The following is a 14,524-nucleotide window of genomic DNA, read 5'->3' as shown; positions in this document are numbered from 1 at the left end:
ACACCTAGGATTCAATTGAATGTCAGACCCAAAGTTTATCCACTTACGTGTGCATAGTGATTACTCCATGGTGGACGGTTTGTCCAAAGTCCCCCCTCTGGTTAAGCAAGTGGCGGCGATGGGGATGCCAGCCATGGCCCTGACCGATTTTACAAACTTATGTGGATTGGTGAAATTTTATGGCACCGCGCATAGTTGCGGGATTAAGCCGATTATTGGTGCTGATTTTACGCTGCGTTCCGATGAGTTTGCTGATGAACTGACCAAAATCACTATTTTAGCCAAAAATAATATTGGTTATAAAAATCTCACCTTATTGATTTCAGAAGCGTATTTGCGCGGTCATGTTCAGCATCAACCAGTGATTGATAAACAGTGGTTGGTGAAACACGCCGAAGGTTTGATCATACTTTCTGGTGGTAAAAATGGTGAAATCGGCCGAGCGTTATTAAAAGGCAACCAAGCGTTAGCGGAAAAGTGCGTAGAGTTTTATCAAACGTATTTCGCCGATCATTTCTATTTAGAGCTGGTGCGCACAGGGCGAGCGGATGAAGAGAGCTACTTACATTTTGCTCTCGACTTAGCAGAACAAACGCAATTACCGGTTGTGGCGACCAATGAAGTGGTTTTCTTAAACGCAGAGCAGTTTGATGCCCATGAAATTCGCGTTGCTATTCACGATGGTTATACTTTAGAGGATCCAAGACGACCTAAAAATTACAGTCCTCAGCAATATTTACGCACTGAGCAAGAGATGTGTGAGCTGTTTGCGGATATTCCGCAAGCGCTAGAAAATAGTGTTGAAATTGCTAAACGTTGTAATGTGACCGTGCGTCTAGGTGAGTATTTCCTACCTAATTTTCCGACGGGCGGGTTAGCAATTGAAGAATTTTTGGTCGTGAAATCCAAACAAGGATTGGAAGAGCGTCTAGAATTTTTGTTCCCCGATCCACAAGTTCGTGCCGAGCGTCGCCCTGAATACGATGAACGTTTGGATATTGAGCTACAAGTGATTAACCAGATGGGATTCCCGGGTTACTTTTTGATCGTTATGGAGTTTATCCAATGGTCAAAAGATAATGATATTCCAGTGGGTCCTGGTCGTGGGTCTGGTGCCGGTTCTTTGGTGGCTTATGCGCTGAAAATTACCGATCTTGATCCCCTTGAATATGACCTACTGTTTGAGCGCTTTCTTAACCCAGAGCGGGTCTCGATGCCTGACTTTGATGTCGACTTTTGTATGGATAAGCGAGATCAGGTGATTGATCACGTGGCTGAATTATACGGTCGTGATGCGGTATCCCAGATCATTACTTTTGGTACCATGGCGGCAAAAGCGGTGATTCGTGACGTCGGGCGGGTATTGGGGCATCCTTTCGGATTTGTTGATCGTATTTCTAAGTTGATCCCACCCGATCCCGGCATGACGCTCGAAAAAGCCTTTAAAGCGGAGCCTGCGCTGCAAGAGTTGTATGACGCCGATGAAGAAGTCAAAGAGCTGATCGATAAGTGTCGTATTCTTGAAGGATGTACTCGAAATGCTGGTAAACATGCCGGCGGCGTGGTGATTTCGCCGACCACGATCACCGATTTTGCGCCGCTGTATTGCGATGCTGAAGGTCATCATCCGGTTACTCAATTTGATAAAAACGATGTTGAATACGCTGGATTAGTGAAATTCGACTTCTTAGGTCTGCGCACGTTAACCATCATTGATTGGGCATTGGGTTTAATTAATCCGCGCCGCACCGCTCTTGGTGAAGAGCCGTTGCGAATTGAAGCGATTCCGCTGCAAGATGAAGCTTCATTCCGATTACTACAAAAATCTGAAACGACCGCCGTATTCCAGCTGGAATCGCGCGGAATGAAAGAGCTTATCAAGCGTCTAAAACCGGACTGTTTTGAAGATATTATCGCCTTGGTAGCGCTATTTCGTCCTGGGCCTTTGCAGTCAGGCATGGTGGATAACTTTATTGACCGTAAACACGGCCGTGAAGTGATCTCTTATCCAGATGAAAAATGGCAACATGAGTCATTAAAAGAAATTTTAGAACCGACTTACGGCATCATCCTCTATCAAGAGCAAGTCATGCAGATTGCTCAGGTGCTAGCAGGTTATACCTTAGGTGGCGCGGATATGCTGCGTCGTGCGATGGGTAAGAAAAAACCGGAAGAGATGGCTAAACAGCGTGCCATATTTAAAGAAGGGGCTGAAAACAACGGTGTTGATGGCGAGTTGGCGATGAAAATCTTTGACTTGGTAGAGAAATTTGCCGGTTATGGATTTAACAAGTCCCACTCTGCGGCCTATGCTTTAGTGTCTTATCAAACCTTATGGTTAAAAACCCATTATCCTGCTGAATTTATGGCGGCGGTGATGACCGCAGATATGGATAACACCGAGAAAGTGGTTGGTTTGGTGGATGAGTGCCAACGTATGGGGTTAACCGTATTACCGCCTGACATTAACTCTGGTTTATACCGTTTTAATGTTGATGAGAACGGGGCGATTGTGTACGGTATCGGGGCGATCAAAGGCGTTGGTGAAGGGCCTATCGAAGCGATTTTAGACTCGCGCAGTAAAAACGGCTATTTTAAAGACTTGTTTGATTTTTGTGCGCGGATCGACCTTAAAAAAGTCAATAAACGGGTGATTGAGAAATTGATCCTTGCGGGGGCATTGGATAGGTTAGGTCCCCATCGTGCGGCGATGATGGCCTCGTTAGACGATGCAGTAAAAGCGGCCAGTCAACATCATCAAGCGGAGGCCTTTGGCCAAGCGGATATGTTTGGTGTCTTGACCGATGCTCCGGAAGAGGTTGAGCAAAAGTATACTCAAGTTCCTCCTTGGCCGGAAAAGGTCTGGCTTGAAGGGGAGCGAGAAACATTAGGGTTGTACTTAACTGGTCACCCGATTAACCAGTATTTAAAAGAATTACCTAAATACACCAGTTGTCGCTTAAATGAAGCCACGCCGACACGGCGTGATCAATCGTTAACATTAGCGGGTTTGGTGATTGCCGCTCGAGTGATGACCACCAAGCGCGGAAGCCGGATTGGCTTAATGACTTTAGATGATCGCTCCGGACGTATTGAGGTCATGCTTTATTCTGATGCCTTAGATAGGTATGCAGAATTGTTAGAAAAAGATAGAATTCTGGTGATTTCCGGACAGGTCAGCTTTGATGACTTCAACGGTGGCCTTAAAATGTCTGCGCGCGAAGTCATGGACTTGGGTAGCGCGCGTGAAAAATATGCCCGTGGTTTATCGGTATCGATTGCACAATCGCAAATCGATGAGCAATTTTTTGAGCGCTTTAGTCAAATCTTAGAGCCTCACCGAGCAGGCACTGTTCCTGTCAATGTATACTATCAACGCTCAGATGCGAGGGCGCGTTTAACGTTGGGTACGGAATGGCGGGTAACGCCGAGTGATACATTGCTAGATGAATTACAACAGTTACTTGGTAAAGACCAAGTAGAACTCGAATTTAACTAAATTCAGCTGCGCAATTGACGAGCTGAGTAAAAAAGGATCGGTAGATGAGCCTAAATTTTTTAGATTTTGAAAAACCTATTGTCGAGCTTGAAGCGAAAATTCAGGCGCTACGCGATGTCTCTCGTCATGGTGCAAGTTCTTCGGTTGATCTTGAAAAAGAGATCGAACAATTAGAGAAGAAAAGTTTAGAACTAAAAAAGAAAATTTTTGGTGATTTAGGCGCATGGCAAGTTGCTCAATTGGCACGCCATCCTCAGCGTCCTTATACCCTTGATTATGTCAATCATATCTTTACTGAATTCGATGAGTTGGCGGGTGACAGAGCCTTTGCCGATGACAAAGCCATTGTCGGGGGGATTGCCCGTTTGGATGATCAACCTGTGATGATCATTGGCCATCAAAAAGGTCGTGAAACACGCGAAAAAGTCAGACGTAACTTTGGTATGCCAAAGCCAGAAGGTTATCGTAAAGCGCTGCGTTTAATGGAAATGGCAGAGCGTTTCAATATGCCTATCATCACTTTTATTGATACGGCGGGTGCTTACCCAGGCGTTGGGGCTGAAGAGCGTGGTCAGTCAGAAGCGATTGCGACTAACTTGAAAGTGATGTCGGGTTTAAAAGTACCGATCATTTGTAACGTTGTTGGCGAAGGTGGCTCTGGTGGTGCGTTAGCCATCGGCGTTGGTGATTATGTGAATATGCTACAGTATTCAACCTATTCGGTGATTTCTCCTGAAGGGTGCGCTTCAATTTTATGGCGCGATTCTGATAAAGCGCCGCAAGCGGCTGATGCGATGGGCTTAACCGCCCCTCGCTTAAAAGAATTAGCTTTGATTGATGAAGTGGTTGAAGAGCCTCTTGGCGGAGCACATCGTAATCCTCTGCAAATGGCCAATAACCTGAAAGCCACTTTGCTTCGCCAGCTCGCCGATCTACAAGGTTTAGAGCATGATGCTTTGTTAGCTCGTCGTTATCAGCGTTTGATGAGCTATGGTTACTGCTAAGCAATCAGGCTGATTGCTGTGGCAAAACGTTTAGTTATCTGCCATTGAATTGAAAGGGCTGGAGAGAATCCAGCCCTTTTGCTTTGATGTCTCTAGCGATACACTGAGGATTATTTATCTCGACCTAAGAAGATCAGTATGGATTTGTACCGGCATTTTTCTTATCAACTGCAAGCCCACGATACAAAAGACTTGGTTTTGGCACTCAGTGGTGGTGTCGACTCACGAGTGCTGCTGCATTTACTGGCCCAATATCGGGACCAGAATGCGGTTAACGTGCGTGCGGTGCATGTCCATCATGGATTGAGTCGTAATGCCGATCATTGGGTTGAGCAATGCCGAACTTGGTGTAATCAAAGCCATATCTCCTTTGATGTTGAATATGTCGCACTTGAGCGCGATAGCGGCGAAAGTATTGAAAAATTAGCACGCGATGCACGCTATCGGGTATTAGCGCAATACGTCAATCAGCAAGACACCTTGCTATTGGGTCATCATGCTGATGATCAACTAGAGACTTTTCTCTTGGCTTTGAAGCGAGGGAGTGGCCCTAAGGGATTATCGGCTATGGCTGCCTGTGCTTCCTTTAGTCAGGGGCAATTACTTCGGCCACTGTTAGCCGTCACTCGACAACAGATTGAGCAGTTTGCCCAATGTCATCAATTATCGTCAGTCAATGATGAAAGCAATGCCGATTTACGCTATGACCGTAACTTTTTACGGCATCAAGTTGCGCCAATCCTTACTCAGCGTTGGCCCTCTTTTCGTCAGGCGGTGCAACGCAGTGCCGAATTATGTGCTGAACAAGAAACGTTAATTGAAGAGTTGCTGGCGGAAAAACTGGCGAATATGATTAACTCGGATGGTACGTTATCGATTCAAGGACTAAAAGAGTGTAGCGATGCCATGCGGCGACAACTGATCCGTGCCTGGCTAGCCAAGCAGCAGCGTGTGCTACCCAGTCGTCAGCATACCGAGATGATCTGGAGTCAAGTGGCGCTGGCAGAGGCGGGCGCTAACCCGATTTTACATCTCAAAGCGTATGATATTCGTCGTTTTAATGATCTTCTTTTTTGTGTTACTTCCGTTGCCGATATCAGTGAGTGGCGGCAAAAGATCCGCTTAGATACCCCACTCGTACTACCCGATCAGCTTGGTAAGTTAACCTTGTCGTTAGATCGACAAGGTAATATCCGCTTACCGGTTCATCAAGATGCTTTGCGAGTGACCTTTGATCCGACAGGATTAAGCGCTTGTCCAGTGGGGCGGGCAGGTTCTCGGAAACTGAAAAAGCTGTTTCAAGAATACGCGATTCCTAGTTGGCAACGGCGTCGTATGCCGATTTTACTCGAGCACGATAGGGTCGTCGCTATCGCCGATTTATTTGTGGATCGTGATTTTTCAGGGCAAGAGTGCCGGCTTTTGTGGGATAAGTCGCCGATCACGGCTTTGGATGGAAATGAGCGCAAGCAGGGTAATGCTTAGGCTTTGTATTGATTGTTACCCATCGCTAACCGATAATACGCAGCATAAGTTAAAGGTATTCAAGATTGCGTTTGGATTACCCGAATAAAACTCTGATAACGAAACCGTGTAAGGGATGAACATGAAGAAAATTGAAGCGATTATCAAACCATTCAAATTGGATGATGTCCGTGAAGCGCTGGCTGAAGTGGGGATCACAGGGATGACGGTCTCTGAAGTGAAAGGATTTGGTCGCCAGAAGGGGCATACTGAGCTCTATCGCGGTGCGGAATATATGGTGGATTTTTTACCAAAAGTGAAATTAGAAATTGTCGTCAGTGAAGAAATGGCCGATCAATGTGTTGATACCATCATTGAAACGGCGCAAACCGGCAAAATCGGTGATGGTAAAATCTTCGTCAGTGATATTCAACGAGTGGTGCGTATCCGTACTGGTGAAGAAGATGAAGATGCGATCTAATCATTGTTTGATGAGATCGTAAAGACGGTTTTCGCTTCTTAGGTGTCAGATGATAAGAAGTGAAAGCGTTAGTTTTCTATGCTGGTGAGTCTAATGAAAAAACGCTATCTTTTACTTTTACCAGTTATTATAACGCTTACGGTCACGATTATTTTTCATCTTATATTTTCGATCTCGAAACAGCCACAACTGCTCACCTTAGGTCAAGATACACTAGGGAGAGATTTAGTCTGCTATCAGAACCCTGACGCAGAGCCGATCGATAATGACGGTCAATTAACGGTATTGGTGTGGAATATCTACAAACAAAACCGTGACAATTGGGCAAGTGAATTGACCCGATACAGTGAGCATGCTCAGTTACTTTTATTGCAAGAAGCGAATATGACTGCTGAGCTACGCCAGTGGATCAGTCAACAAGCTTGGGACGGGGCTTATGTGGATGCGTTTCGCGTCTTTGGCGCTTCTTCTGGGGTGCTCAACCTTAGCTATCGTATGCCTCGCTTAGCCTGTGCTTATACTCAACTAGAGCCTTGGTTACGTTTACCTAAATCAGGTATTTTTGCTCATTATGCACTGAGTGATGGCCAAACCTTAGCCGTGGTTAATTTGCATGCGGTTAATTTTACCTATGGACAAAAAGCCTATCGTGAGCAACTTGAATCCCTGCTTAGTGCGTTAAGAAAACACAATGGGCCGATGATTGTTGCTGGCGATTTTAATAGTTGGAATCAACAGCGAGCACGGTTTTTAAAGTCGGCACTGTTGTCACTGCAAATGAAAGAAGTCGAATTTACTCCCGATCAACGGTTGAGATTTATGACGGGGTTACCTCTGGATCATGTATTCTATAAAGGATTAACCTTAGAGCAAGCTCAAGCGCCGGAATCCGATGCTTCTGATCATAATCCAATGTTGGTGTCTTTTCGTTTATAGGCCTTGATTAATAGATATTGTAAGCCGTAATACAGCTTGCTTGTACCTCGCAGTGTCAGTCTGTTGATTGTAGCTTGGTTATGGTTGGATTATTGATACTCAGTATTCGATAGCACATTTTTACTAAACCAATGGTGAATCAGATCTTGTAATGCCGGTAAGGAAGTCGGTTTTTCTAGGCGGCCATCCATCAATAGACTGATCATTTTGAGCTCATGGTTCCCTGATTCTCCCGATAGTGCAATGATCGGAATGGCGGGGAAATGTGCTTTGATGATTTTACTCGCTTCAAACCCATTCATGACTGGCATCTGGATATCCATCAAAATCAAATCGATAGAATGAGTTTTAACGATATTTACCGCACTCTCGCCGTTGTTTGCTTGTAAGCTACTAATGCCAAGTTGATCTAGGTACAGTTTAACCAACGTACGCTGTATTTCTTTATCATCAACAATGAGTACGGTGGGCGTTGAATTATGGCTTGATAATGAATTAACAACCGGTGAGGGAAAGTAGTTATCTTCCGTAGCGGTTTGATTCGATGGCCAATCGTCGAAATAAGGGGTACGAAGCGAGTCTGCTTGTGGGGCATTGGGTACAATAGGAAAGGATAGGTGGAATTCGGTAAATTCCCCCAGCCTAGACTTGCATTCAATTCGGCCGCCAAAGGAGCGCATAACACGTTGACAATAACCGAGCCCTAAACCGCTGCCTCCACTTTTTTGATAAGAGAAGAAATCATCGAAGATCTTATCAGCAATAGTTTCATCAATCCCTGGACCGGTATCTTTGAATATCAATATGTTTTCATAAGTACCCGTTTGGGTTGTGATCTTAATTTGGCTGTTGGGATAAGAGTCGAAATAATAGATGGCATTACGAATGAGATTGAAAATGACAAAATTAAATAAGGTTTCATTGAGCTTAACAACAAAGTCATCTTGTTGTGGTAAATGAATTCGCTCAACGACTTTTTCGTTCTCAAAACCGTACTGACTGACAGCTTGATCGACCGCTTTATGAATCGAGGTCATCGTAACGGGTTCGTGTTCTGGTGAACTATCGCTTACTTCACGTAAGATAATATCAATTAATTGACGCCCACGTTGAATGGCCGCTTGGCCGCTCTCAATATCTTGCTTTATTTGCTGGGCTGGTGCTTGATGTTCAACGTGTTTTTTTAACATTTCAAAACACAACTGAACTTGAGACAGTGGATTACGCATTTCGTGAGCAATCGAATTGGCCAGTGCTCGGCTTTGATGGATACGGCGATCTGCCTCAATAATACTTTGTATTCGGGTTAGTAAGGTTTGAAGAGCCGAGATTTCTTCATGAGAAAACATCTGATTGTTGATTTTGTGTGGCGATATCAATAAATGCGTCACCGATTTTCCGTGGCCGAATAGTGGCATCACTAATGCGGTATTATTGGCGCTCATCTTGTCATAAAGTGCTTTGACTGAGCTTTTTTCAGTGACTTTATTATCCAGTTTTTCAAACAGTTCATCAAAAACCAGAGCCGTTTGTTTAGAGGAAAGGTAACGTGCGTAAACGGCTTCGCTGTGATTACTGCTCACGAGGCGCAGCTTATCACTCGGTATTTGTAGTAACTCACCTAAACGGCGCATCGCATCATCGATGGATAACTTGAAGTCTTCCTCCAAAGCGAGAATTTGTTCAACGGGAGTTTGTCGATTGCCGTAAATCAGTAACGCGGCATAACGACTCACGTTTTTATAGAGTGGAGCCCAAGTCACACCGATCAGTGCACAAAATGGGATAACAAACAGCCACTGACTGTTGTCGGTAAGAAGCATGAAGACCATGCCTAAAGGGATAGTTAACACGCCACACACCATCAGGGTATTGAGGCATAGATAAGCAAGATATTCCACACTGTAGAAGCGTGATGTCAATAGGGCATAACCCACGAATAACATTTCACTGATCGAGAGTGCTGGTGGTAGCCAAGTGAGTGAAAAATCTTGAAGAAAAAAGGTGAGCCCGACTTGGATTGCGAGCGTTGAAAGCATATATACCAAGATACCTGCAATCATATAGTTAGTTTTGGCTAGTGTTAGTTTACTGCTATTGGTTCGCATTGCGACCAAGTTGAATAATGTTAGTATCACTGAACACAGCATGGCACCAAAGAAGTATGGCGTATGTGGTCCAAACTCAATAATAAACTCGCTCGGCCCTACGATATCCACATGCTTTACCGTAAGATTAGATTGTGAATTAATGATTATCGAATACGCCGCTATAGTAATAAATATTAGTCGTTGCCAAAGATATATTGTGCCTTTTCTTTGTTCGGCGGAGAGCTGACATGAGAAGTAATAGGCAAAAACAAAAGCTAGTGATGCACTAATATTAGCAAGTTCCGCCATAAAAATTGCTCTATCTGTACCAAATTTGACGAGCCAATTAGTATGAAAATAAGTATTACTGACTATCCAAGCAATAATACAGCAGGAATAGGCGATGTAAGAGGCGTGATATGTTCCCCAAATCATCTTGCTTTTTTGTTTAAGTCGATAGCAATAGTAGGTTAGCCAGACCACTACAACTGCTATGGTTGCAAGAAGGGTTATTGTTTTGGCATAGAGAATTGTACCTAAGTTAGCATCAAACATACTCTTCCTTTTCTACTGAATCGAGCTTCCTACTTTGACGAACCGCATACTTATAGTCGAGAAAATAGATATGATTAAATACTTTATTAATTATTTCAATATTCCAAAAGCAACGGTAAGTTTTTATTCCATTATTATTTAAGTCGCAATATCCAAAATAAAAATACGCATTGTGTTCAATAGATTGATAAAAGTTTAGAATAAAAGGTTGAGCGGTAGCGAATAAACTAACTTTGTACCCAGCTAGGCACAATAGTCTAATGATTTCTTTTTGAGCAAGATAGACAAAATAGAGCTTCTGCTTAGCATTTCCACTTACTGTGAAACGCAGCACTTCACAGACCCTATTTTTAGCGGATAATCGTAACCTAAATTGCCGATCGAATTCTGGCAGAGAATCGCATTTTGACAGCGCTGGTTGGAAAATCGATAAGGTCGAGAAAACATCATAACCCTGTGCGGGCAAGCAGAATTGCCACTGTGGATTACTAAACTGCGGTGCATAACTGAGCCAAGTCTGATTCGATGCCCAATCTTGTACTAACATTGAAGCGACTAGGGTGGGCACCTTGCCATTATTGGGGTATTTGAGCAACACAAAGTGTTTACCCATTTGTGATAATGACAAGAGAGGCAGCATCTCGTACCACTTTTCACCTTGGATAAATAGCTCAAGATTGCTTAAAGTGATGGCCTCTTTGATGAGCATTTTTTGCGGGTGACTGGGCGTAGTGACTAGAAGATCGGAATTTTCTATGTTATCGATCAATAAGCCATAGTAAGCCTGATCTTCCAGTGGTAGCTCAATCTCATCGGCGGCAGTATCAATGACGGAGTTCGCTTTGATGGTGGCTATCTCACATTCACACCAAAAGTCCAGCCAATGTGAATAACACTCGCCGACGATTTGCTCAAGTAGTGCTATCTCCTCGGATAGGGTATTCGGATAGCGTTGAATGAGTTCGCGATAGTCGATCAGCTCAAATAATACCGAGAAACTTGTATTGTGATGTTCAGGGAAAAGATCGACTAATTGTTGTTTACGGCAGTCTGTCACTGAGAGGAAAAGGTCAGTACGCTGTTGCGATGGATAGGTGTTGATCACCAACGCGATGAGCATTTGCTGTTTTTGGTCGACCGGAAGAGTGCTCGTCAACAGTGAGCGTAAAGATGATATTAGTTGCATCGAGTGAACCTAGCCTAGATTATTTTATTTTTATTGATAATAACACCAGTAGATTAAGTTATTTAGTTATAACATACTAATGGCATATTCAATCCAGTCTACTACTTGCGTTGACTGTTCACAACTTAGTATAAAATGAGTCATGATTAAAATGAGATACTCAACCTGAATGGAGAGGCTTTGCGTGATTAGCGATCGGGAGAGGATGCTTAAGTTCTTCTCTAATCCCTTAATCAATCTGCGCTTAGGAATGATAAACTCAACACCTACCTATTTTGATTTGCTTGGATAAGCCACTATGCCGTCAAATTTACCTAAATCGTTTAGCCGTCCATTTTTAAAAATGTTTCATCTACTGGAAGCGGTACTACTTATTGCTATTACTTTGGCAACGGTATATGCAATTGGACACGAGTTCATACATGTTTTTGTTGAAAAACAAGTATTACTGACCGATATTCTGTTGATGTTTATTTATCTCGAAGTGTTGGCGATGGTGCAGCAATTTGTGGTTAATGGCAAAATTCCTGTGCGTTATCCTATCTACATCGCGATGATGGCCATCGCCCGCTATATTACCCTCGGTATGAAAGATTTGGATGCAGTCCCCGTTGTTTGGCTCTCTTTCGCGGCATTTATTTTAGCGGCAGCGACGCTGCTCATTCGTGCAGGACATCACTATTGGCCGTACGTTGATAGGCATACTCAAGATAAAGACGAGTAGTTAATTTAGCACAGCTGATGAGAAAGTTATCGATACTCGAAGTAGGCTGGTTGACACCAAGGTTTCTATTTTGGGGTCAATCATCACAAGGTAAGTGTTTGTCTTTTTAATCAACAAAAAAAGAGTGATACGTTACGTATCACTCTCTGAACCCATTCACACGCTTACTTGCGTTACATCCACGTACAGTTTTAAGCGTTGTCCCGGTTGTAGATATCGTTGATTCGCAAGCTCATTCCACTTGACGATATCTTGGGTGTTGACTTTAAAACGCGAAGCGATATCGCTTAAGGTATCGCCACTGCGTACTTGATAAAACACAGTGCGAATAATTGCGCCTTCACTACTTTGTTTCCAAATGACCAGTTGTTGACCGACTCGTAGCGTATCTTGCGGGCTCATCGCATTCCAACGCGCCAAAGCTTGGTAAGAGACATTGTGCGCGCGAGCAATGGTCCATAGGCTTTCCCCACTGCGTACGGTGTGGTTAAGTTGGTATTGACCTCGTGCTAACGACTGTGTTCTTGCTAGGCGATTATTAGCACTTAATGCATAAGCCTCTTCATCGGTGACAGAGGTTGGGATCATTAAATGTTGTCCGACACGAATGGTATGGCTAGTGAGGTTATTAGCGGTTTGAATGATTTGCGTGGTGGTATTATGCCGCTGAGCAATCACACTCAAGCTATCGCCGGCTTGTACTTGATAGCGAACCAACTTCATCCCTTGACCACGGTTTGATTCAACTTGTTCACTAAACTCATCGACTCTATCGACGGGTATTAACAGTTGATGTGGGCCTTCTGGGGCGGTCGCCCATTGATTATAGGCAGGGTTGTAACTTTGTAACTCTTTAACGCTGATCCCCGCATAATTGGCCGCGATAGCTAAATCTAACTGCTCTTGAGGATCAACCAAGGCTAATACGGGTTGATTACTAATACTAGGAATGGAAATCCCATACTGTTCTTGATTGGCGACAATATCTGCCAGTGCGAGAAGTTTAGGCACATAACTGCTGGTTTCTTTGGGCAGATCTAAAGAGAAGAAGTCGGTCTCTTTACCGAGTCGAGTATTTTTTCTTATTGCACTCGAGACCCGGCCACCACCACTATTATAGGCCGCAATGGCCAAATACCAGTCGCCGTCAAAACGCTGATTCAAACGGGTTAAATATTCGAGCGCAGCATCAGTGGCGGCAACCACATCTCGACGGCCGTCATACCAAAAATTTTGCTCCAAACCAAACATGTTGCCCGTCGCTGGTACGAACTGCCATAGCCCTGCGGCTTGGCCATGAGAGTAAGCAAAGGCATCAAAGGAGCTTTCTACGATTGGCAGTAAAGCGAGCTCTAACGGCAGTTCGCGTTGTTCAATCTTTTCAGTAATTAAGTACAGAAACGGTTCGGCACGTTTGGCAACAGTGGCGAGATGATTGGGATGATTGAGATACCAGTTACGGTAATAATCGACCGTAGGATCGTCAGCAATCGGCATGCTTAGCTGCATCGCGATACGTTGCCAGACATCCTCTTGCTCTTGTGGTGAGCGGACGTCAATTTTAGGCGCCACGACGTGAGGTTTAGCGGTTTTTTTGGGTGACTTTTGTACTTGAACCTGCTGATCGGTTGGCTTTACCTTGCGTTGATTGGTTTCTGAACTGGTCTCGATCTCTGGCTGGGTAAGCTGGCAACCTGCTAATAGCAGTGCAATTACCCAGCTGAATTGTACTCGCATATCACACAGCCTTGTCATAAATTGGCTGCTGATAATACTTGTCGTATTAAGCGGATGACAAGTAGCAAATCGTTAAAATTCATTCTTCCACTCACGTAAAGCGCTAAAAATAGCGAGTGGATCATGTTGTTCAGTACGATTGGCTACTGACTTAATCACGCTCGGAACCCCGGTACGCAAGAAGGGATTGACCCATTTTTCACGTTGTAAGGTGGTGGGGAGTGTAGCTTGACCTTGTGCACGCATGCGAATCACGGTGTCGCGATAAATTTGTAACTGTTCGTTATCAGGTTCAACGGCCATCGCAAAAGCGACGTTACTGGCGGTGTATTCATGAGCGCAATAGATTTCGGTTTCCTCAGGTAATGCTAATAATTTATTGAGTGAGGAAAACATTTGTTCCATCGTGCCTTCAAATACCCGCCCACAGCCTGCAGAAAACAGCACATCGCCACAAAAAAGCTTACTGTCACCAACATAACCAATGTGGCCTAAAGTGTGTCCAGGAAGCCCTAAGACCATAAAACGTTCGTCAAATAATTCAATTTGATCACCATCTTCAACGGGATGAGTGAGGGTGGGAATGGGTTCTTGAGCTGGCCCCACAACATCCACATGAGGATATTGGCGGACTAATTCGGCGACGCCACCGATATGATCATGATGATGATGGGTGATCAGAATGGCTTCTAAGGTTAATTCCTGCTGTCGTAGGTAAGCTAAAACAGGTTGAGCATCCCCCGGATCGACCACCGCACAACGGCGATCGCGATTTTCAATCAGCCAGATGTAATTGTCGTTAAATGCGGGTATGCTTTTGATGTGTAACATGAGTTATCTCCAGTCAC

Annotated in this window: 10 protein-coding genes; 6 read left to right on the top strand and 4 right to left on the bottom strand. The window is 44.2% G+C overall.

Translation table 11 applies throughout. The annotated features are described in order from the left end of the window. The first annotated feature begins 19 nt into the window (after positions 1 to 19). The 5 genes from dnaE to FKQ60_RS11780 all read left to right on the top strand — a co-directional run bounded on the left by dnaE (position 20) and on the right by FKQ60_RS11780 (position 7,384). Positions 20 to 3,499 (top strand): DNA polymerase III subunit alpha, encoded by a 3,480-nt coding sequence (dnaE, locus tag FKQ60_RS11800; protein WP_115152663.1) that lies wholly within the window; start codon positions 20 to 22, stop codon positions 3,497 to 3,499. A 44-nt stretch (positions 3,500 to 3,543) separates the two neighbouring features. After that, positions 3,544 to 4,503, top strand: a complete 960-nt coding sequence (gene accA, locus FKQ60_RS11795) for an acetyl-CoA carboxylase carboxyl transferase subunit alpha (protein WP_158144768.1) — start codon at positions 3,544 to 3,546, stop codon at positions 4,501 to 4,503. 138 nt (positions 4,504 to 4,641) lie between these two features. Then, a complete protein-coding gene (gene tilS / locus FKQ60_RS11790) occupies positions 4,642 to 5,988 on the top strand; it encodes a tRNA lysidine(34) synthetase TilS (protein ID WP_158144769.1) in 1,347 nt (448 codons plus the stop codon). A gap of 121 nt (positions 5,989 to 6,109) precedes the next feature. Continuing rightward, on the top strand, positions 6,110 to 6,448 hold the full coding sequence (gene glnB / locus FKQ60_RS11785) for a nitrogen regulatory protein P-II (RefSeq protein ID WP_004394677.1): 339 nt from the start codon (positions 6,110 to 6,112) through the stop codon (positions 6,446 to 6,448). Between the two features lie 93 nt (positions 6,449 to 6,541). Beyond that, positions 6,542 to 7,384 carry an endonuclease/exonuclease/phosphatase family protein gene (locus FKQ60_RS11780; RefSeq protein ID WP_158144770.1) on the top strand — a complete coding sequence of 281 codons (843 nt, stop codon included), beginning with the start codon at positions 6,542 to 6,544 and terminating at the stop codon, positions 7,382 to 7,384. An 89-nt stretch (positions 7,385 to 7,473) separates the two neighbouring features. Here FKQ60_RS11780 and FKQ60_RS11775 read toward each other — a convergent pair whose 3' ends face one another. After that, the gene (locus FKQ60_RS11775; RefSeq protein WP_170906547.1) at positions 7,474 to 10,029 is read right to left on the bottom strand and encodes a hybrid sensor histidine kinase/response regulator; all 2,556 of its coding nucleotides are present in this window, start codon (positions 10,027 to 10,029) and stop codon (positions 7,474 to 7,476) included. Beyond that, positions 10,022 to 11,215, bottom strand: coding sequence for an acyl-homoserine-lactone synthase (locus FKQ60_RS11770; RefSeq protein WP_170906546.1), 1,194 nt, complete (start codon positions 11,213 to 11,215; stop codon positions 10,022 to 10,024). The genes FKQ60_RS11775 and FKQ60_RS11770 overlap by 8 nt, the downstream gene beginning before the upstream one ends. A gap of 298 nt (positions 11,216 to 11,513) precedes the next feature. Between FKQ60_RS11770 and FKQ60_RS11765 the strand changes: the two genes are divergently transcribed. Further along, positions 11,514 to 11,939, top strand: a complete 426-nt coding sequence (locus FKQ60_RS11765; protein WP_154170361.1) for a phosphate-starvation-inducible PsiE family protein — start codon at positions 11,514 to 11,516, stop codon at positions 11,937 to 11,939. Positions 11,940 to 12,095: 156 nt separating this feature from the next. Here FKQ60_RS11765 and FKQ60_RS11760 read toward each other — a convergent pair whose 3' ends face one another. Then, positions 12,096 to 13,676 carry a LysM peptidoglycan-binding domain-containing protein gene (locus FKQ60_RS11760; protein ID WP_154170363.1) on the bottom strand — a complete coding sequence of 527 codons (1,581 nt, stop codon included), beginning with the start codon at positions 13,674 to 13,676 and terminating at the stop codon, positions 12,096 to 12,098. Between the two features lie 72 nt (positions 13,677 to 13,748). Continuing rightward, positions 13,749 to 14,507, bottom strand: a complete 759-nt coding sequence (gene gloB / locus FKQ60_RS11755; protein WP_170906545.1) for a hydroxyacylglutathione hydrolase — start codon at positions 14,505 to 14,507, stop codon at positions 13,749 to 13,751. Positions 14,508 to 14,524 lie beyond the last annotated feature (17 nt).

Source organism: Vibrio sp. A11 (genome assembly GCF_013048705.1).
GTDB classification, from domain to species: Bacteria; Pseudomonadota; Gammaproteobacteria; order Enterobacterales; family Vibrionaceae; genus Vibrio; species Vibrio metschnikovii.
Note: the sequence above shows the minus strand (reverse complement) of the source record. Positions and strands in the feature narration are given on the sequence as shown.